At 72.9% G+C, this 24,653-nt stretch carries 19 protein-coding genes; 12 read left to right on the forward strand and 7 right to left on the reverse strand.

The features are described 5' to 3' along the window. Positions 1-345: 345 nt before the first annotated feature. A complete protein-coding gene (locus ABZ809_RS07155) occupies positions 346-1,335 on the reverse strand; it encodes a BadF/BadG/BcrA/BcrD ATPase family protein (protein WP_357561556.1) in 990 nt (329 codons plus the stop codon). A 192-nt stretch (positions 1,336-1,527) separates the two neighbouring features. Between ABZ809_RS07155 and ABZ809_RS07160 the strand changes: the two genes are divergently transcribed. The 5 genes from ABZ809_RS07160 to ABZ809_RS07180 are packed head-to-tail and all read left to right on the forward strand — an operon-like array spanning position 1,528 to position 6,553. Further along, complete coding sequence (locus ABZ809_RS07160) at positions 1,528-2,490, forward strand: MurR/RpiR family transcriptional regulator (RefSeq protein ID WP_357561557.1); 963 nt, start codon at positions 1,528-1,530, stop codon at positions 2,488-2,490. Further along, positions 2,487-3,236 (forward strand): SIS domain-containing protein, encoded by a 750-nt coding sequence (locus ABZ809_RS07165; protein WP_357561558.1) that lies wholly within the window; start codon positions 2,487-2,489, stop codon positions 3,234-3,236. Before ABZ809_RS07160 ends, ABZ809_RS07165 begins: the two co-directional genes overlap by 4 nt. A 26-nt stretch (positions 3,237-3,262) precedes the next feature. Further along, positions 3,263-4,699 (forward strand): N-acetylglucosamine/diacetylchitobiose ABC transporter substrate-binding protein, encoded by a 1,437-nt coding sequence (gene ngcE / locus ABZ809_RS07170; RefSeq protein WP_357561559.1) that lies wholly within the window; start codon positions 3,263-3,265, stop codon positions 4,697-4,699. A gap of 16 nt (positions 4,700-4,715) precedes the next feature. Then, positions 4,716-5,624 (forward strand): sugar ABC transporter permease, encoded by a 909-nt coding sequence (locus ABZ809_RS07175; protein ID WP_357561560.1) that lies wholly within the window; start codon positions 4,716-4,718, stop codon positions 5,622-5,624. Continuing rightward, the gene (locus ABZ809_RS07180) at positions 5,624-6,553 is read left to right on the forward strand and encodes a carbohydrate ABC transporter permease (protein ID WP_357561561.1); all 930 of its coding nucleotides are present in this window, start codon (positions 5,624-5,626) and stop codon (positions 6,551-6,553) included. Before ABZ809_RS07175 ends, ABZ809_RS07180 begins: the two co-directional genes overlap by 1 nt. 10 nt (positions 6,554-6,563) lie before the next feature. Here the strand turns inward: ABZ809_RS07180 and ABZ809_RS07185 are convergent, their stop codons facing one another. Further along, positions 6,564-8,294 (reverse strand): ABC transporter ATP-binding protein, encoded by a 1,731-nt coding sequence (locus tag ABZ809_RS07185; RefSeq protein ID WP_357561562.1) that lies wholly within the window; start codon positions 8,292-8,294, stop codon positions 6,564-6,566. Then, on the reverse strand, positions 8,291-10,051 hold the full coding sequence (locus ABZ809_RS07190) for an ABC transporter ATP-binding protein (protein WP_357561816.1): 1,761 nt from the start codon (positions 10,049-10,051) through the stop codon (positions 8,291-8,293). The genes ABZ809_RS07185 and ABZ809_RS07190 overlap by 4 nt, the downstream gene beginning before the upstream one ends. A gap of 237 nt (positions 10,052-10,288) precedes the next feature. Between ABZ809_RS07190 and ABZ809_RS07195 the strand changes: the two genes are divergently transcribed. Further along, the gene (locus ABZ809_RS07195) at positions 10,289-11,983 is read left to right on the forward strand and encodes a bifunctional 3'-5' exonuclease/DNA polymerase (RefSeq protein ID WP_357561563.1); all 1,695 of its coding nucleotides are present in this window, start codon (positions 10,289-10,291) and stop codon (positions 11,981-11,983) included. Between the two features lie 12 nt (positions 11,984-11,995). On the opposite strand, the gene ABZ809_RS07200 is transcribed toward ABZ809_RS07195, so the two are convergent. Then, positions 11,996-12,409, reverse strand: coding sequence for a helix-turn-helix domain-containing protein (locus tag ABZ809_RS07200; RefSeq protein ID WP_357561564.1), 414 nt, complete (start codon positions 12,407-12,409; stop codon positions 11,996-11,998). 80 nt (positions 12,410-12,489) lie between these two features. Between ABZ809_RS07200 and ABZ809_RS07205 the strand changes: the two genes are divergently transcribed. The 6 genes from ABZ809_RS07205 to ABZ809_RS07230 all read left to right on the forward strand — a co-directional run bounded on the left by ABZ809_RS07205 (position 12,490) and on the right by ABZ809_RS07230 (position 19,896). Beyond that, entirely contained in the window at positions 12,490-13,302 is an 813-nt protein-coding gene (locus ABZ809_RS07205) for an NAD(P)H-binding protein (RefSeq protein ID WP_357561565.1), read from the forward strand. Positions 13,303-13,492: 190 nt separating this feature from the next. Then, a complete protein-coding gene (locus tag ABZ809_RS07210) occupies positions 13,493-14,086 on the forward strand; it encodes an NTP transferase domain-containing protein (protein ID WP_357561566.1) in 594 nt (197 codons plus the stop codon). A gap of 42 nt (positions 14,087-14,128) precedes the next feature. Beyond that, positions 14,129-14,839 carry a methyltransferase domain-containing protein gene (locus tag ABZ809_RS07215; RefSeq protein WP_357561567.1) on the forward strand — a complete coding sequence of 237 codons (711 nt, stop codon included), beginning with the start codon at positions 14,129-14,131 and terminating at the stop codon, positions 14,837-14,839. 555 nt (positions 14,840-15,394) lie between these two features. Next, the gene (locus tag ABZ809_RS07220) at positions 15,395-18,766 is read left to right on the forward strand and encodes an ALF repeat-containing protein (RefSeq protein ID WP_357561568.1); all 3,372 of its coding nucleotides are present in this window, start codon (positions 15,395-15,397) and stop codon (positions 18,764-18,766) included. A gap of 118 nt (positions 18,767-18,884) precedes the next feature. Continuing rightward, positions 18,885-19,382, forward strand: a complete 498-nt coding sequence (locus ABZ809_RS07225) for a hypothetical protein (RefSeq protein ID WP_357561569.1) — start codon at positions 18,885-18,887, stop codon at positions 19,380-19,382. Between the two features lie 34 nt (positions 19,383-19,416). Continuing rightward, positions 19,417-19,896, forward strand: a complete 480-nt coding sequence (locus tag ABZ809_RS07230) for a hypothetical protein (protein ID WP_357561570.1) — start codon at positions 19,417-19,419, stop codon at positions 19,894-19,896. 247 nt (positions 19,897-20,143) lie between these two features. Here ABZ809_RS07230 and ABZ809_RS07235 read toward each other — a convergent pair whose 3' ends face one another. The 3 genes from ABZ809_RS07235 to ABZ809_RS07245 all read right to left on the reverse strand — a co-directional run bounded on the left by ABZ809_RS07235 (position 20,144) and on the right by ABZ809_RS07245 (position 24,646). Beyond that, positions 20,144-20,953 (reverse strand): metal-dependent hydrolase, encoded by an 810-nt coding sequence (locus ABZ809_RS07235; protein WP_357561571.1) that lies wholly within the window; start codon positions 20,951-20,953, stop codon positions 20,144-20,146. 276 nt (positions 20,954-21,229) lie between these two features. Continuing rightward, entirely contained in the window at positions 21,230-22,561 is a 1,332-nt protein-coding gene (locus ABZ809_RS07240; protein ID WP_357561572.1) for a glycosyltransferase family 4 protein, read from the reverse strand. Positions 22,562-22,702: 141 nt separating this feature from the next. Continuing rightward, the gene (locus tag ABZ809_RS07245; RefSeq protein ID WP_357561573.1) at positions 22,703-24,646 is read right to left on the reverse strand and encodes an amylo-alpha-1,6-glucosidase; all 1,944 of its coding nucleotides are present in this window, start codon (positions 24,644-24,646) and stop codon (positions 22,703-22,705) included. Positions 24,647-24,653: the final 7 nt, after the last annotated feature.

Consider the following 24,653-nt stretch of genomic DNA (forward strand, 5'->3'; position numbering starts at 1 on the left):
AGGTGCTGGGTTTGGTGCGGCGGGACTGAGCGGCACCACGTCGGTTGCGCTGGTCGCGTGGGCCGCGCTGGTGATGGCACCGCGGGGTGGGCGTCCGGCGACGTTTGGTCTCATGGATGGGGCAGCTCGACAGCGACCGCGCGAGCAGGTCGCTGCCCTGCCGCGTGGTGGACGACCATGGCCAGTCGGTGCCGCCGCCGCGCCGCCCTGCCGCTCTGCCGCTCTGCCGCGCCGCCCTGCCGCTCTGCTGCCGCGCCGCACTGCGCCGCCTCGAGCCGCCGCGTGGTCCCGCCGTGTCGCAGACTCGTCGTCCCCACCGGTGGCGTGGACGGGTGCCGGGGCCGGTCAGGAGGTCGGTGGCACCAGGAGGGCGTGCAGGGCTGCCGGTTCGGTCACCTCGGGCAGGTTCCGCGCGGCGAGCCAGGCTGCCGCGGCGGCGCCGTCGCCGGCCGAGCGCAGGGGGGCGTCCGGCCACCGCCGGCCGACCTCGGCCCGCACCGCCGCGGCGAGCGGGGTGGCGCCGGTCAGCAGGCCGCCGCCGAGCACGATCGGGGTGGTGTCGCCGGTCGGGCGGATCCGTGCCGTGCTCTCGGCCAGGTGCGCGGCGGCCTCCTCGATCAGCGCGCCGGCGACCGGTTCACCGTCGACGGCGGCGGCGACCACCAGGGGCGCCAGCCGGGCCAGTTCCACGGGGGGTCGTCGGGTCACCGTCTGGACCAGCACGTCGACGGTGTCCCGGGGGCGGGCCGCCACCTCGGCGGAGCCGAGCAGTTCGGTGAGTACGGCGGTCGCCAGCGGGCCGGGCGTGCGGGCCTGGTCCAGGTCGGCGAGGAGCCGGCGGACCGCCTCGCGGCCCAGCCAGAAGCCCGATCCGGCGTCGCCGAGCAGCCAGCCGTGACCGTCGGCGACCCGGTCCAGCCGCATCTCGCCGACTCTGGCGGCGATCGCCCCGGTGCCGGCGATGAGCACCGTGCCCTCGGGGCTCGCGGTGCCCGACGCGTACGCGACCAGCGCGTCGCCGTGCACCGCGTAGGGGCAGCGCAGGCCGGCGTCGCGCCAGGCCCGGTCGAAGGCGTCCCGACCGGCCGGATCGGCGAGCAGCCGGGCCGCCCCGGCCAGGCCGATGGTGCCGGCCCGCACCCGGGCGGGGTCGACGTCGGCGAGCGCCTCCCGCAGGGCGGCCAGGAGTTCGCCGGCGGCCCGCTCGGCGCCGTGGCTGGTGGGGTTGCCGCCGCCCGCCCGGCCGCTGCCCAACCGCTGACCGTTCAGCGTCAGCGCGGTCGCCCGGGTGGACGTACCCCCGATGTCGAGACCGACCACGACGGTGTCGGACATCCGCACCCACTCCTTGAGATCGATGCCGCGTTCATGCTGGTCGGCCCGGCGGCGCCGGGCAAGAGCCGGACCGGTTCCGAGCGTGTGCGCCAGGTAACAGTTTGAAAACTTCGCCCACGGTCTTGACACGGAGGGGCCTTCAGTAAGAACTTTTACCACTAACAGTTAACACTCTTTTCCGAAAGGCGTCCCATGGTTGATCACGAGGTGGACACCTCCGCGGGGACCGCGGTGGTCGACGCCGGCGCGGTCGACCGACGGGGCGCGCTGGGGGTCGCCTCCGACGGCGTCCTGGCGCGGGTCCGGGCCGGCGTGGGCGAGCTGACGGGTGCGCTGCGCCGGGTCGCCGAGCACGTACTCAGCGACCCGGAGGCCGCCGCCCGCGCGACCATCGTGGAGCTGGCCGAGCGTAGCGGCACCTCCCCGGCGACCATCACCCGGTTCTGCCGGGCGATGGGTTTCGAGGGCTACGCCGACCTGCGGCTGGGGATCGCCGCCGAGACCGGCCGGGCCCGCTCGGCGGGCTGGACCGTCGACATCGGGCGCGAGATCCAGCCCGGTGACCCCCTCTCCCGGGTCCTCGACCAGATCATGGCCGCCGACACCCGCGCCATGCACGACACGGCCGCGCTGCTCGACCTCGCCGAGGTGGAACGGGCCGCCGTCGCCATCGCCGGGGCGTCCCGGGTGAACATCTTCGGCGCCAGCGGCAGCGCGCTGGTCGGCGAGGAGATGCAGTTCAGCCTGCACCGCATCGGGGTGGCGGCCTGGGCCTGGAACGACGTGCACGAGGGCCTCGCCAGCGCCGCCCTGCTGCGTCAGGGCGACGTGGCGCTCGGCATCTCGCACACCGGCCAGACCCGGGAGACCATCGAGATGCTCGCCGAGGCGGGCAGCCGGGGCGCCACCACGCTGGCCCTGACCGGCTTCCCGCGCTCGCCGCTGGCCGAGCTGGCCGACATCGTGCTGCTCACCGCCAGCCAGGCCACCACGTTCCGCCCCGACGCCCTCTCCGCCCGGCACCCGCAGCTGGTCGTGCTCGACCTGCTCTACATCGCCGTCGCGCAACGCACCCACGACCGCGCCCACGCGGCCTTCCGGCGTACCGCCCAGGCCGTCGACGGGCACAAGGCCGCGAAGGGGGCCACCGCATGATCAGCGCCCAGGGGTACGCCGACGCCGTCCGCCCGGTGCTCGACCGCCTGGTCGACGCCAGCGCCGACGGGGTGGGCGCCGCTGCCGACCTGATCGCCGACAGCCTGCGCTCCGGCGGGGTGCTCCAGGCGTTCGGCGCCGGCCACTCCGAGGCGTTCGCCGCGGAGCTGGTCGCCCGGGCCGGCGGACTGGTGCCCACCAACCGGCTCTCCCTGCACGACCTGGTGCTGCACGGCGACGCGCCGCGTGACGTGCTCGCCGACCCGAAGCTGGAACGCGACCCCGCCATCGCCCACCAGCTCTACGCGCTGGCGGACCCGCAGCCGCGGGACGTGTTCGTGGTGGCGTCCCAGTCCGGCATCAACGGCTCGGTGGTCGAGCTGGCGGAGCTGGTCACCCGGCGTGGCCACCCGCTGATCGCGGTCACCTCGGTCGCGCACACCGCACGGGTCGCCCCCCGGCACCCGTCCGGCCGGCGGCTCGCCGATCTCGCCGACGTCGTGCTGGACAACGGCGCGCCGTACGGCGACGCACTGCTGCCGCTCGAGGGCGGCGGCGCGGTCTGTGCGGTCTCCTCGGTCACCGCGGCGCTGCTGGCGCAGCTGCTGACCGCCGAGGTCGTACGACGGTTCCACCAGGCCGGAGAGGTGCCCCCTATCTACCTCTCCGCCAACGTCCCCGGCGGGGACGAGCACAACCACGCCCTCGAGTCGCGGTACGCCGGGCGTCTCCGGCGAACCGCCTGACCCGAACATCCCAAGGAGAGACGACGATGTCGATTACCCCCGACAACCCGGCCGACCTGAGCCGCCGGACCGTGCTGCGCCGGGCCGCCGCGGTGGGCCTGCTCGCCACTCCGGCCGTCGGCCTGCTGAGCGCCTGCGCGACCAGCGGCGGCGACGAGGAGAACGAGCAGGTCACCGGCGGCACCAAGAGCGCCACCAACCCGCTCGGCGTCGCCGAGGACGCCGCCATCGAGGTGGTCATCTTCAACGGTGGCTACGGCGAGAAGTACGCCACCGACGTGCACCAGCCGCTGTACAAGACGGCGTTCCCGAAGGCCGAGATCAAGCACCAGTCGACGCAGGCCGTGTCCACGGTGCTCCAGCCGCGGTTCGCCTCGGGCAACCCGCCGGAGTTCGTGAACAACTCCGGCGAGAAGATGATGGACTTCGGCGCCCTGGTCGCCGACGGCCAGCTCCAGGACCTCACCGAGCTGTGGGACGCCCCGTCGGTCGACGACCCGAACAAGAAGGTCCGCGACACCGTGGTGCCGGGCACCGTCGACGTCGGGTCCTTCAACGGCAAGCCGTACGTCCTGTACTACGTCTCCACCGTCTTCGGCATCTGGTACTCGGGCAAGCTGTTCAAGGACAACGGCTGGGCGCCGGCGAAGGACTGGTCCGAGTTCACCGCCCTGCTCGACAAGATCAAGGCCAAGGGCATCACCCCGTACGGCTACGCCGGGGCGAACGCGGCGTACTACCAGTGGAACGTGATCCTCACCCACGCGGCCAAGATCGGCGGCACGGACGTCCTCAAGAACATCGACAACCTGGAGGACGGCGCCTGGCAGCAGGACGCGGTCAAGCAGGCCGCCGCGGCGTGGGCCGAGATCGGCGCCAAGTACGTCGACAAGAGCTTCGAGGGGCTCAAGCACACCGACGTGCAGCTGCGGCAGAACCAGTACAAGCTGGCGTTCTACCCCAGCGGCGACTGGCTGGAGGGCGAGCAGAAGAAGGACACCCCGTCCGGCTTCGACTACCAGCTGATGCCGGTGCCGAGCCTGTCCGCGTCGGACAAGCTGCCGGCGACGGCGCTGCGGGCGACCGCCGGTGAGGGCTACTTCGTCTCGGCCAAGAGCAAGAACCCCAAGGGCGGCCTGGAGTACATGCGCCGGATGCTCTCGGTGGCGGGCGCGAAGGGCTTCACCGAGACGGTCAAGGCCCCGACCGTGGTCACCGCCGGCTCGGACGGCTTCGCCTTCCCGCCCGGTGTGGCCAGCTCGCAGGCCGCGCTCAAGGCGGCCGGCCAGGACGTGTTCAACATGTACTTCGACGGCTGGTACAAGGAGCTCGACACGGAGGCGCGGACCGCCACCAACGAGCTGATGTTCGGCCGGATCAAGGCGGACGCCTTCGTGGAGCGCATCCAGAAGCGGGCCGACGCGATCAAGAAGGACAGCTCCATCACCAAGTTCAAGCGCTGATCGGAGCGTGGGGGTCATGCGGCACGGCAAGTATCCGTTCGTGATCGGGTTCCTCTTCATCCCGGTCACGCTGTACGTGGTCTTCGTCATCGCGCCGTACGCGCAGGCGTTCCAGATCTCGATGACCAACTGGCGGGGGTTCTCCGCCCCGCAGTGGGTGGGCTTCGACAACTACCGGAGGTTGTTCGACGACGACAACTTCTGGAAGGCGGTCCAGCACCACGGCGTACTGCTGCTTGCCCTGCCGCTGATCACCATCGCCATCGCGCTGTTCTTCTCGTTCATGCTCAACGTGGGCGGGAAGAGCAGCGGCGGGCAGCGCCAGGGAGTCTGGGGGTCGAAGTTCTACCGGGTGGTGTTCTTCTTCCCCCAGGTCCTGGCGGTGGCGATCATCGCGGTGCTGTTCCAAACGGTCTACCGGCCGAACGAGTCCGGCCTGATCAACGGTGTGCTGATGAAGCTCGGCTTCGACCCGGTGCTCTTCCTGGTCCGGCCGAACCTGGCGCTCTGGTCGATCATCGCCGTGCTGGTCTGGCAGGCGGTCGGCTTCTACGTGGTGCTCTTCTCGGCGGGCATGGCCTCCATCCCCGGCGAGATCTACGAGGCCGCCGAGATCGACGGGGCGAGCCGGGTGACGCTCTTCTTCCGGGTTACCCTGCCGCTGCTCTGGGACACCCTCCAGGTCGCCTGGGTCTACCTGGGCATCGCCGCGTTCGACGCGTTCGCCATCGTCTCGGTGCTCTCGGTGGACGGCGGCGGCCCCGACGGCGCGACCACGGTGCTGGCCATGGAGATCTACCGCAACGCCTTCGTCTACTCGAAGTACGGCTACGCCTCGGCCATGGGCGTGGCGCTGTTCTTCCTCACCCTCACGTTCGCGGCGTTGACGCTGCGGCTGACCAAGCGGGAAAGCGTGGAGTACTGATGAACCCGCAGACGACGCTGCCGCCGACACCGGCGGCGCTACCGCCGAAGAACGTCAAGCCGGGCGCGGCGGGTGGGAGCGGCGGCCGGCGCCGGCGCTCGGAGGTACGGCTGTTCGCCAACCTCGGGCACGTGGCGCTCGCGGTCTGGGCGGTGATCGTGATCGTGCCGATCCTGTGGACCTTCCTCGCCTCGTTCAAGAACACCACGGAGATCTTCAGCAGCCCGTGGACGCTGCCGGCGGAGCTTCGGTTCGAGAACTACGCCCGGGCGTGGAACAAGGCGAACGTCGGCCGCTACTTCCTGAACAGCGTGATCGTGGTGGCGTGCAGCACGTTCGGCACCATGCTGTTCGGCTCGATGGCCGCGTACGTGCTGGCGCGCTACAAGTTCTGGGGCAACCGGGCGATCTACTACCTGTTCGTCTCGGGGCTGGCGTTCCCGGTCTTCCTCGCCCTGGTGCCGCTCTTCTTCGTGGTGAAGAACCTGGGGCTGCTGGACACCCACACGGGGGTGGTGCTGGTCTACATCGCCTACTCGCTGCCGTTCACGGTGTTCTTCCTGGCCGCGTTCTTCAAGACCCTGCCGTCGTCGGTCGCCGAGGCGGGCATGATCGACGGCTGTTCGCACACCCGGTTGTTCTTCCAGGTGATGCTGCCGATGGCCAAGCCGGGCCTGATCAGCGTCGGGATCTTCAACATCATCGGCCAGTGGGGGCAGTACCAGCTGCCGCTCGTGCTGCTCTCCAACGCCAAGGAGAAATGGGTGCTCACCCAGGGCATCGCGGACATCTCGGTGAACGCCGGCTACGAGGCCGACTGGTCCGGCCTCTTCGCCGCCCTGACCATCGCCATCATTCCGATGATCATCGTCTACGCGATCTTCCAGCGGCAGATCCAGTCGGGCCTCACCTCGGGCGCGGTGAAGTGACCCGGGTGGGTCACGGGTGCCAGGAACGCCACAGGGCGGCGTAGGGGCCGCCGGCCCGGAGGAGGTCGTCGTGGCTGCCGAGTTCGGTGATCCGGCCCCCCTCCAGCACGGCCACCCGGTCGGCGTCGTGCGCGGTGTTGAGCCGGTGCGCGATCGCGATCACCGTCCGCCCGGTGAGCAGGGCGGCCAGGGCCCGCTCGGTGCGCCGGGCGGTGGTCGGGTCGAGGGCGGCGGTCGCCTCGTCGAGGATCAACGTGTGCGGGTCGGCGAGCACCAGCCGGGCCAGCGCGAGCTGCTGGGCCTCGGCGGCGCCGAGCTGGTGCGCCCCGTCGCCGAGCAGGGTGTCGAGACCCTCGGGCAGGCGGGCGTGCCAGTCGGCGCCGACCGTGGCCAGCGCGTCGTGCATCCGGTCGTCGGAGGCGTCCGGGGCGGCGAAGGCGAGGTTGTCGCGTAGCGAGCCGATGAAGACGTGGTGCTCCTGGGTGACCAGGGCGATGCGCCTGCGCCGCTCGGCCGGGTCCAGGTCGGTCACGGGACAGCCGCCGACGCTGACCACGCCCTCCCGGGGCACGTCGATCCCGGCGAGCAGCCGGGCCAGGGTGGACTTGCCGGCCCCCGACGGGCCGACGAGCGCCAGCCGTTCGCCGGGCCGCACGTCGAGGTCGACGCCGTGCAGCACGTCGGCTCCGCCGGCGTACGCGAACCGGGCTCCCCGGACGACCAGCCGCTCGTCCGTCGGCGCGGCGGCCCGGCCGGGCGGCTCCGGCGGCACCTGGCCGACGCCGAGCACCCGGGCGAACGAGGCGAAGCCGCGCTGCGCCTGCTCGGTCCACATGAGCATCCGGTCCAGCGGGTCGATCGCCTGTTGCAGGTAGAGCGCGGCGGCGACCACCGCGCCGAGGGTCACCTCGTCCCGCGCGAGCAGGAGACCACCGACCAGCAGCAGCGCGGCGACGGGCAGCGGGTGACTGGCCTCCACCACGCTGAAGAACACCGTACGCAGCGCCAGGGTCTTCCGCCGGGCGGCCCAGACCCGGGCTATCCGCGCGGTGCCGTGGCCGATCCGTTCGTCGGCGAGGCGGAGCGCCTCGACCGTACGGGCACCCTCGGCGGTGCTCGTCAGCGTCTCGGTCAACTCGGCGGCGACCGCCCCCTCGGCCAGGTACGCCGGCCCGGCGCGCCGCAGGTACCACCGGGTCACCAAAGCGATCGTCGGCAGCCCGGCCAGCGCGACGAGCCCGAGCAGCGGGTGCAGCAGGAAGACCGCCCCGAACAGCAGCACCAGCTGCACCGAGGCGATGACGATGATGGGCACCACGTCCCGGACCGTGAGGCCGACGGTGGCCACGTCGACCGAGCTGCGGGTGGCCAGGTCCCCGGAGCCGGCCCGCTCGACGACGCCGACGGGCAGGTTCAGCGTCCGCTCGACGAACTCCTCGCGTAGCCGGGCCACGGCCCGTTCGCCGAAGCGGTGGCCGGCGTACTGCGCGTACCGCGACAGCAACGTCTGCACCAGTACGGCCCCGCCGATCGCCAGGGCGAGCCGGTCGACGGTGGCGACGCCGGCCCCCGCGGACACCCGGTCGACGATGGTGCCGAGCAGCCACGGCGGGGCTAGCCCTGCCACCGTGGCGGCCGCGTGCAGCGCCAGCACGACTACGACGGCGCGCCGGTCCCGGGCGATCAGGCCCCGGGTCGCCCGGCGCACGGTGGCCCGGTCGGCGACGGGCAGCCCGCTCACCGCAGCGCCTGCTCGGCGTCGGCGTCGCCCCGGGCCACGAGCCGGCGGTATCCCGGGTCGCGGTCGAGCAGCTCGGCATGCGCGCCGGTGGCGACGACCCGGCCCGCGGCCAGGTGGGCGACCACGTCGGCCCGCCCGAGCAGCAGCGGCGAGGTGGTGAGCACGACTGTGGTCCGCCCGGCCCGCGCCCGGCGCAGCCGCTCGGCGATCCGGGCCTCGGTGTGCGCGTCCACCGCCGAGGTCGGCTCGACGAGGATCAGCACCTCCGGCTCGGCGAGCAGTGCCCGAGCCAGCCGGACGCGTTGCCGCTGGCCGCCGGAGAGGGAACGGGCCCGGGTGTCCAGCGGGGTGTCGAGCCCGTCCGGCAGGGCGTCGACGACGTCCTCGGCCGACGCGGCGTGCAGGGCCGCGTCGACCCGTCGGTGGTCGACGTCGGCCCGGGCGCCGCGCAGCACCTCCCGCAGCGTCCCGGCGAACAGGTACGCGTCGTGGTCGGCGACCAGGACGCGGGCCCGCACCTCGTCGAGCCCGACGTCGGCCAGCGGTACGCCGCCCCAGGTGGCGTCGCTGACGGTGTACCTGCCGAGCCGGTCGGCCAGCGCGACGGCGTCAGCCGGCTCGGCGGCGGCCACCACGGTGAGGCGGCCGGCCCGGACGGTCAGCCCGCTCGACGGGTCGTGCAGGTCGGCCGGGCCGAGGGGAGCCGCCACCGGGCTGGCGGAGTTGAAGGGGGCCGCTCCCGGGGCGGCGGGGCCGAGCGGGGCCGCTCCCGGGGCGGCGGGGCCCGGCGGCTGCCGGGTGCCGGGGACCGTCGCCGCGCCGAGGCGGGCCGGCGTCGTGCGCGGCCCGCCGACGTCGTCCGGCGTGACGGCGAGCAGGGCGACGATCCGGCGGGCGGCGACCCGGCCCCGGATCAGCTGGTGGCCGCCCTCCAGCAGGAACCAGACCGGCACGACGAGGGTCGCGACGTAGCCGTAGACGGCGACCAGCTCCCCGACGCTGATGTCCCCGGTGACCGCCATCCGGGCCGACAGCCACACCACCGCCGCGAGGAACAGCCCGGGTACGGCCACCGTCGCCGCGTCGATCCAGCTGTTCGCGGCGCCCACCCGGTATCCCTCGACGAGCAGGTCGCGGGAGCGGGCCGCGTACCGGCGGGCGAACAGGCCCCGGCCGCCCACCCCGGCGAGCACCCGGAGCCCGGCCACGATGTCGCCGGAGCGGGCCGTCAGCTCGCCCTGCTGTTGCCGGTAGACCGACTCCGCCTGCTCCAGCCGGCGCAGCAGGGGAGCGACGACCAGACCGACCGAGGGCACGCCCACCACCACGCAGAGCGCGAGCAGCGGCGAGATCGACCAGAGCACGACGGCGATCACGAGGTACGCGACCACCGCGCCGACGCCGGGCCCGGTCAGCGTCAGCGCGTGCGCCGCCCGGTCGATGTCGGTGCCGCCGACGGTGGCCACCTCGCCCGTGGCGGCCCGGCGGGGCAGCACGGCGCCGACCCGGGAAAGCTGGCGGAGCACCACGGCGGCCGAGCGGGCCTTCGCGTCCTCCCGGATGAAGGTCATCGTGCGGTGCCGCATGGTGCCGAGATAGGACAGCCCCATGCCGGCGACGACGATCGCCGCCACCCACAGGGCCAGGGCCCGGGTGTCACCGGTGCGCAGCCCGTCGTCGACGGCCCGGGAGATCAGGTAGGGCCGGACCGACAGCCCGGTCATCCAGGCGGTGCCGATCAGGCTGCCGCGCAGCACCCGCCACGGCTGGCAGCGGACCAGCCACCACAGGTACCACAGCGGCCCCCGGAGGTCCGGGGTCCCGGGCTCGGCATGGGGGATCCGTGGCGGCACCGGCCCACGCTACCGAGCCGGGCGCCGCCGCACCGACCCGTTTCGTGTCGCCCGCACGCCTGTCGGCCTGGCGGGGCGGGACCGGCCGGCATCCGGCGGAGACGGTCGACGGCGGGAGCGCGGCGGTGGCCGGCGCACGGCGTGTCGCAGGGGCGGGGCAGAATCGCCTTCGTGCTGGTGGCGGTGGTCTCCGACGAGCGTGGCGGGGGAGTGTTGCAGCCCCTCGACGCCGCCGGTCGCCGCGCCGGCCCGGCGCAGCCGGTCACCGACCTGGCCGCCGCCGTCGCGGCGCGTGAGGCGGCGCAGCGGCCACGCTGGGTGTGGGCCTCCGGCGCGTCGGTCTATCCGGCCCTGCTGCGCGCCGGGGTGCGGGTCGAGCGCTGCCACGACGTGGAGCTGACCGAGGCCCTGCTGCTCGGTCACGCCGGCCGGTGGGGCGAGCCCCGCTCGTTCGCCGCCGCCTGGGCCCGGCTCACCGGCTCGGCGGTGCCGCCCGACCCGCCGCCCCGCCCGGCCGAGCCGCCCGGCCACGGGCAGGGCGCGCTCTTCGAGGCCCTGCCCGGCCCGCCCGGCCCCGGCGTCGACGCGTTGACTCGGGTGCACGCCGACCAGCTCGCCCGGATCGCCGCGACCGCGCATCCCGGCCGGTTCCGGCTGCTGGTCGCCGCCGAGTCGGCCGGTGCGCTGATCGCGGTGGAGATGGGCGCCGCCGGGCTGCCCTGGCGGGTCGACGTGCACGACGAGATCCTCGCCGAGCTGCTCGGCGAGCCGTCGCCGGTGGGTGGCCCGCCCCGCCGGCTGGCCGAGCTGGCCGCGGGGATCGCCGACGCGTTCGGCGTACGCCAGTTGCACGCCGACTCCCCGGCGGAGCTGTTGCGGGCCTTCGCCCGGGCCGGCGTGGAGCTGCCCAACACCCGGGCCTGGGTGCTGCGCGAGGTGGACCACCCGGCGGTGCCCCTGGTCCTGGAATACAAGGAGCTCTACCGGATCTGGACGGCGCACGGCTGGGCCTGGCGGGACGCCTGGGTGCGCGACGGCCGGTTCCAGCCGGAGTACGTCCCGGGCGGGGTGGTGTCCGGCCGCTGGGCCACCCGGGGCGGCGGCGCGTTGCAGATTCCCAAGGTGATCCGGCGGGCGGTGGTGGCCGATCCGGGCTGGCGGTTCGTGGTCGCCGACGCCGGCCAGTTGGAGCCGAGGGTGCTGGCCGCGGTCTCCGGCGACGCCCGGCTCGCGGCCGCCGGTGGCGCCGGTGACCTCTACGCCGCCCTCGCCAGGGACGCCTTCGGTGGCGACCGGCCCCGGGCCAAGGTCGCCCTGTTGGGCGCGATGTACGGGCAGACCGGCGGGGCGGCGGTGCCGGCGCTGGCGGTGCTGAAGCACCACTACCCGACCGCCTTCGGCTACGTGGAGGCGGCGGCCCGCACGGGTGAGACAGGCGGGCTCGTGCGTTCCTGGTTGGGGCGCACCTGCCCGCCCGGCTCGGCCGGGTTCGGCGACGTCGACGTCGACGCTGCCGGCGACCCCCAGTCGCCCCGGGCCCGGGCGGCCCGCTCCCGGGGGCGGTTCACCCGCAACTTCGTCATCCAGGCCACCGCCGCCGAGTGGGCGTCCACGCTGCTGGCGACGCTGCGCGGCCAGCTCGCCGGCACCGAGGCGGAGCTGGTCTTCTTCCAGCACGACGAGGTGATCGTGCACTGCCCGGCGGATCAGGCCGACGCGGTCGCCGAGGCGGTGACCCGGTGCGGCGAGCGGTCGGCGGCGCTGCTCTTCGGCGACACCCCGGTCCGCTTCCCGCTGGACCTCTCCGTCGTCGACTGCTACGCCGACGCGGCGTGACGGCCCGCCCGGTCAGGAGACGGCGGATCCGGGGTTCGCCGCGTCCCACGCGTGCCGCGACTCGGCGATCGCGTCCTTGTGCGCCAGCGACCAGGCGGCCAGCTGCCGGACCAGGTCGGTCAGGCTCCTGCCGCGCTCGGTCAGCTCGTAGGTCACGGTCACCGGGACGGTCGGATACGCCGTACGCAGCACCAGGCCGTCGCGCTCCAGGCGGCGCAGGGTCAGGGTGAGCATCCGCTGCGAGATGCCGTGGATGCCGCGTTGCAGCTCCCGGAACCGCCGGACGCCGGAGGAGAGCTCGACGATCGCGAGCACGGACCACTTGTCGCCGATGCGGTCGAGCACGTCGCGGATCCCGCAGTCGGGATGCTCCGGCAGGCCGCACGGCGCCAGCACGTCGGTTACCGCCGTGTGCCCTGCTGACATCGAAGTGCCTCCTTGTGGTCGGTTTCGTGGTTCCCGACGATGAGGCTAGTTCCGATTCGGTACCACGCGGAAGGCTCATCATGCTGTTGGTCACCGGTGCCTGCGGGCACCTGGGCTCCCTCGTCCACGCCGGGCTGGTCGAGCGGGGTCTGGCTCCGCTCGCCGGCAGCCGTACCCCCGACCGCTTCGCCGCCGCCGGACGCGTCGTGGACCTCGACGACCCGGCGGGGCCGGACCTGGCGGGCGTACGGGTGCTGGTGCTGGTCTCCGCCGGTTACGGCGAGGACGACGTCGTCATCGCCCGCCACGACCGGGCGATCGCCGCCGCGGAGCGGCACGGGGTGGAGCACGTGGTCTACACGAGCCTGGTCGGTGCCGGCGACCATCTCACCTTCGCGCTGGCCCACCGGTGGACGGAGCGCCGGCTCCGGCAGAGCCGGTTGGGGTGGACGATCCTGCGCAACGGGCTCTACGCCGAGTTGTTCGGCCAACTGGCCGCCCCGTTCGGCGGCGAGGTCAGCGCCCCGTTCGGCACCGGCGCGCTGGCGGCGGTGGCCCGGGAGGACCTGGCCGAGGCGGCCGTGCGGGTGGCAGCCGATCCCGCCGCCCACTGCGGCCGCACGTACGAGTTGACCACTTCCCGGGCGCTCACGGCGGCGGATCTCGCCGCTGCGCTGGGGGTGCCCTACCGCCCGTCGTCGCTGGGCGAGCGGCGGGCCGCGCTGGGCGGCCTGGGCCTGCTGCCGTTCCAGCCGGCCATGCTCATGTCGATCTACTCCGCCACGGCGGCCGGGTTCCTCGGCGAGACCCACGACGACCTCGCGCACCTGCTGTCGCGCCCGCCCCGGGACCCGATGCCGGTCGCGGTGGCCGCCGCCAGGGCGTCGTCCTGACCGTCGGCACAGCCGATCCGAGCGATCCGGGTGAGGTCCCAGGCCGGTAACAGTTGCACTATTTTCCCTTTTCGCCCCGCTACCCGGTCTGCCTTCCTCTCGTTGCTCCCGATGTCCGTACGACGGAGCGGGCCGTGCCCTCACGGCCCGCTCCACGGTGGAGGGGGCCCAGCTGAACCGGATCGCAGGAATGATCATCGCCGCGGGTGGGGGGCGCCGCATCGGTGGCCCGGAGGCCCTGCTGCACCAGGGGGAGAAGCCCCTGGTGAACCAGATGATCGACACGATGACCGAGGCGGGCTGCGAGCGGACCGTGGTCGTGCTCGGCGCCGCAGCCGACCAGGCCCGCGAGACGGCCGACCTGACCCGGGTCACGGTGGTGATCAACCGGGCCTGGGGGACCGGCGTCGGCTCGTCCATCCGGGCCGGTCTGGCCGCGCTCGACGACGACGGCATCGAGGCGGTCGTGGTCGTGCCCGTCAACATGCCCGGCCTGACGGCCGCCGCCGTGCGCCGGGTGGCCGCGCTGCCGTACCCCGACGTGCTGGTCTGCGCCACCTACGGCGGGCTGCGCGGCTACCCGATGCTGTTCGGGCGCCGGCACTGGTCCGGCATCGCCACCCTGGCCAGCGCGGACGTCGGTGCCCGGCCCTACCTGCTGGCGCACAAGGACCAGATCGTCGACATCTGCTGCGACGCGGTGGCCGACGGCAGCCGGGTCGACACCCCGGAACTGATGGCGCTCTACGGTCTGACCGTTCCGCCCCAGCGCGTCGGCGCTTAGTCAGGGCCCCTGCCACGCGCCGAAACCGGCTACTGTGCGCCGGTGACTGACGCAGATCCCCGGCCGTACCTGGCCGCCGCCGCGGCAGGCCTCACCTACAACGCGCCGCTCGGCGCCGAGCGGGCCGCGGACCTGGTCCGACGGCTCGCGCCGACCCGGCCGGGCTGGCGCGCCCTGGACCTGGGCTGCGGCAACGGCGAGCTGCTGTTGAGGCTGTGCGCGACCCACGGCATCGCCGGTGACGGGGTGGAACGCGACGCCGACGCCGGCACCCGGGCCCGTCGGCGCGCGGTCGAGTTGGGGGTCGCCGACCGGGTCACGTTCCACAGTGGGGAGGGTGACACCTGGGACCGCCCCGCCGACCTCGTCGTCAACGTCGGGGCCGGTCACATCTGGGGCGACACCGGGCAGGCCCTCGCCGCGTTGCACCGGCTCACCGCACCCGGCGGCAGGCTGCTGTTCGCCGGCGGCTTCTACCAGGCCGATCCCGGCGACCAGGTCCGCGAGACGTTCGGGGAGCTGCCCGGCCTGGCGGGCCTGGCCCAGCTCACGGTGGACGCCGGGTTTCGACCCTTGCACGTCGCCGCCTCCACCCTCGCCGAGTGGGACGACTTCGAGTCCGACTGGCGGGCGGGCATCGAGCGTCTCGGCACGCCGGACGCGCGCGCGTTCGCCGACCGGCGGCGCGACGAGTACCTCGACGGCTACCGCGACGTCCTCGGCTTCGGCTGGCTGATCCTGACCCCGGCATGACGACGGTCGTCACCACCGTCGTCTGGGTGCTGAAGGGCGGACGCGCCTGGGTGGGCCCGTGACCCAATGCGGTCGCTTCGCTCCCATGTGCTCCGTCGAAATCGGCCTGTCGGTGAGGCATGACGATATGAAGTGTCACTCATCGATCAGGCCTTGTGTGCGGATCGGTGCAGTGAGTAGCCTTAGGCCGCGTCGATGTGCCGCGAAGGTCTGACCACACGGGGATGTTTAGGATGTCAGCTGTTCAGCATGGCGTGAGGCTGCAGTTTCCGGCCGCAGTGGGTCGACGAATCCTGGTGCTTGGGTAGAGCTCAGGAGGCATATTCGGCGTTTTGCCGGGCGTAAGTAATCATCCTTCCTCGTCACCGCGCAATTGGTGACGAAGAATGGATTCGCTGCGCCCAGGCGTCGCCTATCCGCAAGCAGCGTCTGCCGTCGCCTCGACCAGGTGGCGCGATGCTGCGCAATCATCACGGGGGATTTGTGGCAATCGATTATGCCTGGCGGTCGGCGGGTACTGACCGCTTACGGCGGAGTTCACGACGGCGGATCGGAGTGACCGCGACTGCGGCACTGGTCCTCGCGCCGCTGCTCATGGCACCGACCGCGGCGTCTGCCGAGGCCGACGCGGCATCGGAACGTAGGGCAGCGGTGGTGTTGCTGCGGTCCGGGGGACCGAACGTGGCGAGAGCCGCCGAGATGGCGTTGCTCGGTTCGCCGGCGGACGTGCACCAGTTCGTGGAGACCGGGCAGGTCGAGGCGAAGCGGCACGACGATCGCGAGCGTCTCGAGCAGTTGATGAGTGGTGCGGGGTTGGCGGTGCGGCAGGCTGGTGCCCAGGCCATCGCCGCTGGGCCAGCCCAGGTGCAGACGTTCCTCGAAAGCGGCTACCGTGCCCCGCTCGCGACCGATCTGCGAATTCGGGTCAATCAGGTGATCGCGGCCGGTGGGCCCCACGTGCGTGCGGCGGGTCAGGCGGCACTGGACGGCCCGGACGACGCGGTCGCCGACTTCCTGCTGCATGGCCAGCACCAGGCTCGCACCAACGACGACCGGATCCGTGCCAACCAACTACTGTCCGCAGGCGGGCCGACGATGAGGGCGGCCGCGCAGGCGGCTCTCGACGGGACACCGGAGGACCTCGCGGAGTTCCTCGTCTCCGGCCAGCATGTCGCACGTGCGCGGGATCAGGAGGTCAGCTCGGTCGCCGAGCAGGCGGAGTTGGCCAAGGAAGCCGGCGAGCTGGCGGCACGGGAGACCCAGCAGGCCAAGGATGCTTCCGACCAGGCAGTGGAAGCGGCGCGTCTGGCCAAGGAAGCCGCGCAACGGGCTGCGGCGGAGACGGCCGCAGCGGGGCAGGCGGCAGACAGGGCCACCAGGGCCGCAGGACGCGCGGCGGATGCGGCGAACCGGGCCGCGCAGGCAGCCCAGCAGGCGATCAGCGCGTCGAACGCGGCCAACGCCGCAGCCCGGGTCGCGGCGAACGCTGCGTCGCGGGCGGCCACTGCGGCCACCCGTGCCCGCCACGCTGCTGCCGACGCCTACCGGCAGGCCTCTGCGGCTGCTTTGGACGCCGGCAAGGCGCAGGCCGCCCGGAATGCCGCAGCGAACGCGCGGGTGGTCGCCGCCGCTGCGCGACAGTCCGCCCAGGCCGCTGAGGCGGCCGGTCGTGCCTCGGAAGCCGCCGGAGCGGCTGCCAACGCGGCCAAGAGCGCGACCGGAAACGCCGAACAGGCGGCTGCCGCCGCGGAGACCGCGAGTCAGCAGGCCGGTGTTTCCGCAGCCGAGGCACAGCGTGCGCGTAACGCGGCCGCCCTGGCCCGCAGCCGTGCACGTGAGGCCACCCGTGCCGCTGCGGCTGCACAGACCTACTCGGTCCAGGCCGCCAGGGCGGCCTACGATGCCCGTACCGCCGCCAACCAGGCGGCCGATCATGCCGACGCGGCCGCAGCGGCCGCAGAGGATGCCGCCGAACATGCCGGTGACGCAGCCGTTGCCGCAGCAAAATCCAAGCAGCATGCGGATGCCGCCCTGGCGGCCGCGAACCTGGCGGTGACGGCGGCGAACGAGGCGGACGCCATCGAACAGGCGGCCCGGGCGGCGGACGCGGAGCGGCTTCAGCTGCAGACGGCTCAGCGGGTCCAGGCTGCGATTGAGGCCAAGGTCGCCCAGCAGGAATACCTGGCGAAGCTCAAGTGGGACACCGATGAGCAGTCGCGCCTCGATGCCCAGGCGGCGCAGTGGCTACAGGAAGCGCGGGCACCGGGCGCTCCCCTGGAGACGGTGGTCACGAACGGGCGTCGGGTGGCAGCTCACCTGCTCAAGGCCGGTGGTCCTTGGTCGAAGAGCGCGGCCGAGGAGGCGCTCGCCGGGACGGACGAGGACGTCCAGCAGTTCGTGGGTGCAGGGCTGACGATCGCGGGCGAGCAGGACGACCGCTTCCGCGTGATGTACCTGGCATCCACGTCGACGAAGGCCGCGTTCAAGGACGCGGCGAACGCCGCCCTGAACGGTACCCACGAGGACGTCGTGGAGTTCCTGCGGACGCGGTACTACGAAGGCAAGGACGCGGACGATCAGATTCTGATCAACCAGCTCCTCGCCACCGGCGGACCGGCCATGAAGAAAGCGGCGAACGCGGCGCTCGACGGAACCCCGGAGGACCGCCAGGAGTTTCTTGCCACCGGCCAGTTCGCGGCAGCGGAAACGGACAACCGGATCAAGATTAACCAGATCATGTCCACCGGCGGCCCCGAGGTGAGGGCTGCCGGCGAGGTCGCCCTGGCGGGTCCTGCCTCCTACCTGACGGACTTCCTCCAGGTCGTCCGGTACCAGGCCGCTGAGCGGGACCACGAAACCGCCACCCATGTGGCGGCGGTCCGCCAGTACGTGGCAGACGCTGCGGCGTACGCGGCGGGGGCCCTGCGGGATGCCCAGCTGGCCGCGGAAGCGGCAGCTCGGGCCCGCAGCGCGGCTCAGGAGGCGGAGCAGTACGCGAGAGACGCAGAAGCTTCCGCAACGGTGGCGGCGCAGCACGCCATCCGGGCGGACAACGCGGCCGACGAGGCCGAGCGGTCGGCGATCAAGGCGGCGAACTCCGCTCAGACCGCCAAGTCGGCGGCGGCGAGTGCCAACCGTGCGGCCCAGGCGGCCGAGGCCTCGGCCAACCGAGCCACCGATTCCAGCCGCCGCGCGGCGCACTACGCGGCGAATGCGGCGCGGTCCGCCCAGTCTGCCCGGGCATCAGCCCTCGCGGCAGGCAAGAGCGCTGCTGAGGCCGCGGTCCTCGCGATCGAGGCCGTCGGCGACTACGTCCGGTTGTTGCAGGCCGAACTGGAGGCTTCGAAGGCTCCCTGGTGGACCAAGCTGGAGAGTTCGGGACCGAACAACACCACTCCGTTCCAACTGGGTGTCCAGTGGCTCACCGGAACTGGTCCCCGTGACCAGTACTTCTTCGACGGTGACCCGATGACTGAAATGATCAAGAACCACGAGCATCTGAAGACGGTCCGTGACGGGATCATCGCGAGTCTGCGGGGTGGTGGAGCCGGGGACGGCGACGGTGACGGCATCGGTCACGGCGACTACGGCCTCGGTGGCCTGGCTGGCGTCGGAAAGTACATCCGGGACTATTCGACGCTGCTGACCCTTGGCCAGACCGGCAACCTGGCGGTCACCTACCTCGGCTCGTACCGGCTCGAGTTCTACGTCACTGAAATCAATCGGGAAACGGGCACGGCCAAGGTTCAGTTCTTTCTGCAGAACGACTCGTCGCTCGAGTCCGCGACGCATCCGCCGGTGCTCGGCTACACCGACTGGTGGAGCCGCAATATCGGGGACCCGCTCAACAACATCGTCAACTCGGGTGGCGGGCCGATGTCCACCACCAACCAGAACATCAAGTGGACCGAGACGATCACCTTCTGATCGTTGCCCCGGATCGGTCGCCGTGCCCTGGTACGGTGACCGATCCGGAAGGTTCCATCGCCTCAGGCCTATGGCGGGGGCTTCACGGTGACTGGTGTGAGCGCAGGGGGGACGTTCGATGTTTGGCAGAGTTGTTCGTTATGTGGGCGGCGCCGCTGCTGCCTGGCTCGTCTTCACGCTGCAGGGCGTTCTCGTCTATCTGGGATTGCTCTTGTACGCCCTGGCCTCCGGCACCGATGCGGGCGGCCCCTTGGGGGGTCCCTTCATGCTCCTGCTGGCGGCGGCGTTGGGCCTGGTCCTGATCCCTGTCCTTTACGTTCCGACGCTCGTGGCGGTAGAGGTCGTCGGCAAACGAGTCGGCTTTGCGGGACGGCTCGTCACGGCAGCGGCGGTGATGGTGGTTCTGGTGGGGGCGGTGGTGGCCCTCGTCGCCGCTCTCACCGACGTGTCTCCCGGCGCCGGTCTTGTCACGTGGTTGGTCGCACTTGCTTCGGTGGTGCTTCCGGCCGTTGCGGCGACGGCTGTCGTCTACGGGGGTGCGGTGCTGGCCAGGCTTTTCTCGCGGCTGCGAGCCGGTGACGGGCCGTCGATGTTCGGCGGCTTCAGATCCGTCTAGATTTCTGTACGCACACAACACTAGGAGAGGCTTCATGGGGGTTTCGAAGAAGGTCGGAGCGGGGCTGGCGGGCATCCTTGCGATCGGCCTCGTTGGCGGCGCCGGGTCGTGGGCGGCGGCTGCCGAGCCGACCGAGATGCCGTCGATCGAGGAAGACTTCAGCTACCCGGGCGCCGACGCCATCCTGGCTGAGAAGGGGATCAAGCTCGTCAAGGGCTCGGGCACCATCACCCTGGTCGACTGCCCCGGTGCCCTCACCGCCGAGTTGATCTGGGTGAACACCCTCAACGGCTACATCTGCTTCAAGGCCAAGTCCAACGTCGGCTACCTGACGATGGAGATCGGTGAGGTCTTCTCGATCCGAGGTGACAACAACAACGGCAGTGCCACGGTGACTGTCGACGAGGAGACGGAGACGGTCCAGCTGGTGAAGGGCGCGTGGCGTGGTGTTGGCGTCGGTGAGGACGAGACCAAGGGCTTGGCGACCCTCTTGGAGATCCGGCTTACGGCGTAGCGCTGCGAGTTGATCCACCATCGACGGTGGTGACGAGATGACGGCCCCCGACCATCCCTTTCGAGGGTGATCGGCCGGGGGCCGTTTCGACGAGTATCGCCACGGCGGCATGGAGAGCAGGCACCGGCGGCCCGTGTGCCGGCGCGTCGGGTGCGGCCTGCGCACGCACGGCGCGGCACTGGTCGACCTCGGGCCGCGCTGAAGGTGTGCGGTGCGTAGGCCGGCCTCTCGTGCCCGGCAGTGTCGGTCAGACGTCGATGTTGAAGCGTTGCAGCACCGACGGGGCGACCAGGCCGGCCGCGGCGAGCACCGAGATCGCGGTCAGCACGGCCCGGACGACGACCACCTCGGTCTTGCTGCCGGCCCGCAGCGCGATCTTGTTCGGCAGCCCGATCGGCGTCCACATCCGGCGCTTGATGGGGATCGGCCAGAGGATCGGCACCCCGGCTCGGGTGATCATGTCGCCGAGGATGTGCACGAAGCAGCCGACCCCGACGGCGGTGCCGATCAGCGGGTAGCCCCGGCCGCCGGGCAGGTTGGCGAAGGTGTACCAGGCGGCGGCGGCCGACGCGAGGGTCACGATGACCCAGCCGGCCCGCTCCGCCCACTTGTCGAACAGGCCGCGCAGCGCCAGCCCGAACATGAAGAACAGGATGCCGATGACCGCCCACTTGCCGTACGCGGCGCAGAGCGTGGTGGTGCCCCAGCCGACCAGCAGGGTGAACGGGATGGTGTGGGTCAGGGTCCGGTGGCCGTTGTTGCGGCGCGGGTCCTTGCTGAGCTTGGTCGCGTAGTAGACCCCGAGCGAGACCTTCTCCATCACCTCGGCGAAGAACAGCGAGACCACGCCGAAGGTCCGGGCGACGGTCGCCCCGCCCTGGTTGCGGGTCACCTTGCCGGAGAGGTCGAGGTCGGGGAAGAGTGCCCCGCCCGCGCAGACGGCGGTGCCGACGGCGAGTTCCAACGGCGACTGGTGGTAGTCGGCGAACTGTTGCAGCGCCCAGGACCCAGCCAGCCACACCGCCGCGCCGGACAGCGCGTGGGACGGACCCATCATGTCGGCTCACCCTCCCCAGGGATCTTGAGCGCCAAAACTACGCCACTGTAGTTCGTTTCGTGGCGCAGGGGCACCGCCCGGTTGGTCCACGCAGGACGGTGCTGGGGAGGGGCCGGCCGGGCGGGGCCGTCCCGGCAGGAAGTATGCCGTGCGCGACACCGGGACGGGGACGGGACTGTCGGACACCGGACCGCGCCGCCGTGGACCCAGGGCCGCCGCGCCGGGACCGGCCGCTCAGCGACGGTGTGGAAGGATCCCGCCCCCACCGTCGTCCGGTCAGCAGGCGGCGCCACCGACCGCGAGCAGGTTCCCCTCGGGGATGGTGATCTTCTGTCGGACCGTGCCGAGGCGGGCGGCGGCGCGGCGGGCCTGTGTCGGGCCGTGCTCCCGGCCGGCCACCGCGTAGGTGCCGGCGGTCCGCGCGGCGATGGTCGCCCAGCCGTACCGCTGGCCGACCATGGTCCGCGCCCGGCGGGCCACCCGCCGGGCGAACACCTCGTCGGCGAGGAGCTGGTCGACCGCCGAGCCGAGGGCGCCCGGGTCGTCGTGCGGGAACGTCACCCCGGTCACGCCCGGCTCGACGATCTCGGCGAGGCCACCGGTGCGCGCCACCGCCAGGGGAGCGCCGGCCGCGGCGGCCTCCAGGGCCACCATCCCGAACGGCTCGTAGAGGCTGGGCACCACGGTCGCGTCGGTGGCGCCGAACAGCGCCGGGAGCTGGATCGAGTCCATGAAGCCGACGAAGCTCACGGTCTGCCCGAGCGCGAGGCGGCGGGCCTCCTCCTCCAACTCGGCGCGATAGGGGCCGTCGCCCGCGATGACGACCCGCAGCCCCGGGTGCCGATCGCGCAGGTACGGCACCGCCCGCACCAGGTGCTGCACGCCCTTCTCGTAGACGAGCCGGCCGGCGTACCCGACGAGCGGGCCGTCGCCGGCGAACCGCGCCCGGGCGGCGGCGACCGCCGCCGGCCGCGCGCGCCAGGCCCGGTCGTCGACGCCGTTGGGCACCACGTCGATCTGCCCGGCCGGCACGCCGAACAGCGTGGTCACCTGGTCGCGCATGTACCCGGAGCAGGCGATCACCCGGGCGGAGGCGTTGCTCAGCCAGTGCTCGACGCCGTGGATGGTGCGGTTCATCTCCTCCGGCAGCCAGCCCTGGTGCCGGCCGGCCTCGGTGGCGTGGATGGTGGTGACCAGCGGCAGGTCGAGGTGTTCGGCGAGGGTCGCCGCGGTGTGGGCGACGAGCCAGTCGTGGGCGTGGACGACGTCGTAGGAGCCGGCCTCGGTGGCGCGCAGCGCGGCCCGGGTGAGGGTGTGGTTGAACGCCATGGTCCAGGCCAGCAGGGACGAGGTGGCCAGCGGGAAGGTGACCGGGTCCTCGGCGGCGCGCAGGATCCGGACGCCGTCGGCGTACTCCTCCAGGGGTGCGCCGTCGGCGTGCCGGGTGACGACGGTGACCTCGTGCCCGGCGGCGGCCAGGGCCACCGAGAGGGCGTGCACGTGCCGGCCGAGCCCGCCGACCAGGACCGGCGGGTATTCCCAGGAGAGCATCAGCACCCGCTGCCGCCCGGCAGGATGGATGTCGATCACGTCGGCGTCAGGTGACATGCGGCCCCCTTCAGTTGTCTCCGTGCACGCGCCGGCCGGCACCGCGACCGGTGCGGTGTCGAGGGCGTGACTGGATCGGGACCCATCCTGCTGGCGGCCGGCTAACCGGCGGAGACGCCGCCGTTGCGGTCGTGTAAAGCGCTACCGGCCAGCCGTGCGGGCGCGCAGCAGCTCGGCGACCGACCACGCCTGGAACGGGCACCCGGTGGCGGCGTGCGGCGCGAGGCCCTCCGCCGTCTCGCTCACCGATCCGAGGCCGTACTCGGTCAGGTGGGCCTCGACGCCGACGAAGAGGTCGTCGACCGGCATCCCGGCCCGCCGGGCGACGTCGGCGTACGGGCCGAGCAGCCACGGCCAGACGGTGCCCTGGTGGTAGGCGCCGTCCCGTTCGGCGGGGCCGCCCCGGTGCCGGCCGATGAACTCCGGCGAGTCGGGGGAGAGGCTGCGCGGGCCCAGCGGGGTGAGTAGCCCGCCGGCGACCCGGCGCAGGGTGGCCTCGTCGGGCACCAGCGGGGCGTACGGCAGCGACCAGGCCAGCAGCTGGTTGGGGCGGAGCAGGTCGTCGTCGTGGTGCGTGGCCCCGCCGAGCGGGTACGCCGGCGCGGGCGCGTCCAGCACGTCGTGCAGCCAGCCCGTCGGCGCCGGGAACCGGCTGCGGAACGCGGCGACGGCCCGCTCGTGCAGCCGCCACAGGCCGGTGGCGTCCTGCCCCGCCAGCTCGGTCAGCTCGGCCAGGCCCGCCAGCCCGTTGACCCAGAGCGCGTTGACCTCCACCGGCTTGCCGGTGCGCGGGGTGACCGGCACCCCGTACACCCGGGCGTCCATCCAGGTCAGCGCCGTGCCCGGGGTGCCGCCCTGGGTGAGCAGCCCGTCGGCCGGGTCGACGGCGATGCCGAACCGGGTGCCGGCCAGGTGTGCCTCGACCACCCCGTGCAGCGCGGGCAGCAGCTCGTCGCCGAGGTCGGTGTCGCCGGTGACGGTGACGTGCCGGCTCACCGCGTGCAGGAACCACAGGGTCGCGTCGACCGTGTTGTACTCGACCCGACCGGTGTCGGCGGTGTTCGCGAGCATCCCCTCCGACAGCGTCGCCGCGTACGCCCGTAGCAGCCCGCGTCCCTCGTCGGCGCGGTTGGTGCAGAGGAACAGCCCCTCGTAGGAGATCATCGTGTCCCGCGACCAGGCGCCGAACCACGGGTAGCCGGCCACCACGTCCGGCCCGGTGGCCGTGTCGACGACGAACGCGTCGGCGGCCAGCGCGAGCGTCGCCCCGACCGGGTCGGCGGGCTTCGCCGTGGCGACCACCCGCCGGTTGCGGGCCCGGGCCGCCGCGACGACCTCGGTCGCCGGTGGCGGCTCCTCGGCCAGGTCACCGGCCCAGGCGAGCACCGCCACCGTGTCGCCCGGGCGCTCCAGGTCGCCGGAGAAGCGGCCGGCGTACCAGAGGTCCTCGGCGGGGTTCAGGCCGCGCGCCGCCTCCTCCCGGTGGTACGCGCCGTGCCACCACTGGCCCTCCGGGGCCCAGTCCGGCCCGGCGAGCCGGAACCCGCCCTCGACCACCGCCCCGCCCGGCACCGGCTCCACCCGCAGGGCCGGCCCGTCGGCGCGGCGCTCGCCGTGCGCGTCCCGCCAGGTGCAGGCCGCCGCGAGTTCGAGCCGCACCGGCCCGCCGGAGACGAGCCGGTGCACCACCGCCACGCACGGGCGGCCGTGCGTCATCGCCAGCTCGCGTTCGATCACCACGTCACCGATGCGCCAGCGCCACCGGGGCAGGCCGTCGGTCAGGTCGAACCGTTCCAGCAGTTCGAAGCCGCGCGGGTCGACGTCGCCGGAGGCCCACTCGTGCGCGCCGAGGCGGACCCGGGCCCCCGAGGGGAACAGCACGGCCGGGTCCAGGCCGACAAGTCCCACCCGTCGGGACGCCGGAGTCTCGCCCGCCACCACCAGCAGGCCGTGGTAGCGGCGGGTGCGCAGCCCGCTCACCGTGCCGGTGGCGTAGCCGCCGAGACCGTCGGTGACCAGCCACTCCCGGGCGGCCCCGCTGGTCAGGTCGCCGCACACCTGCGGACCGAAACGAATGTCGATCAACTTTCCT

It is taken from the genome of Micromonospora sp. NPDC047074, assembly GCF_040643815.1.
Classification (GTDB): domain Bacteria; phylum Actinomycetota; class Actinomycetes; order Mycobacteriales; family Micromonosporaceae; genus Micromonospora.

What these genes read in the sequence shown, in the direction of transcription:
- ABZ809_RS07155 (WP_357561556.1), bottom strand. Translation starts at nt 1,335, where the DNA reads ATGTCCGACACCGTCGTGGTCGGTCTCGACATCGGGGGTACGTCCACC.
- ABZ809_RS07160 (WP_357561557.1), top strand. Translation starts at nt 1,528, where the DNA reads ATGGTTGATCACGAGGTGGACACCTCCGCGGGGACCGCGGTGGTCGAC.
- ABZ809_RS07165 (WP_357561558.1), top strand. Translation starts at nt 2,487, where the DNA reads ATGATCAGCGCCCAGGGGTACGCCGACGCCGTCCGCCCGGTGCTCGAC.
- ngcE (WP_357561559.1), top strand. Translation starts at nt 3,263, where the DNA reads ATGTCGATTACCCCCGACAACCCGGCCGACCTGAGCCGCCGGACCGTG.
- ABZ809_RS07175 (WP_357561560.1), top strand. Translation starts at nt 4,716, where the DNA reads ATGCGGCACGGCAAGTATCCGTTCGTGATCGGGTTCCTCTTCATCCCG.
- ABZ809_RS07180 (WP_357561561.1), top strand. Translation starts at nt 5,624, where the DNA reads ATGAACCCGCAGACGACGCTGCCGCCGACACCGGCGGCGCTACCGCCG.
- ABZ809_RS07200 (WP_357561564.1), bottom strand. Translation starts at nt 12,409, where the DNA reads ATGTCAGCAGGGCACACGGCGGTAACCGACGTGCTGGCGCCGTGCGGC.
- ABZ809_RS07205 (WP_357561565.1), top strand. Translation starts at nt 12,490, where the DNA reads ATGCTGTTGGTCACCGGTGCCTGCGGGCACCTGGGCTCCCTCGTCCAC.
- ABZ809_RS07210 (WP_357561566.1), top strand. Translation starts at nt 13,493, where the DNA reads ATGATCATCGCCGCGGGTGGGGGGCGCCGCATCGGTGGCCCGGAGGCC.
- ABZ809_RS07225 (WP_357561569.1), top strand. Translation starts at nt 18,885, where the DNA reads ATGTTTGGCAGAGTTGTTCGTTATGTGGGCGGCGCCGCTGCTGCCTGG.
- ABZ809_RS07230 (WP_357561570.1), top strand. Translation starts at nt 19,417, where the DNA reads ATGGGGGTTTCGAAGAAGGTCGGAGCGGGGCTGGCGGGCATCCTTGCG.
- ABZ809_RS07235 (WP_357561571.1), bottom strand. Translation starts at nt 20,953, where the DNA reads ATGATGGGTCCGTCCCACGCGCTGTCCGGCGCGGCGGTGTGGCTGGCT.
- ABZ809_RS07240 (WP_357561572.1), bottom strand. Translation starts at nt 22,561, where the DNA reads ATGTCACCTGACGCCGACGTGATCGACATCCATCCTGCCGGGCGGCAG.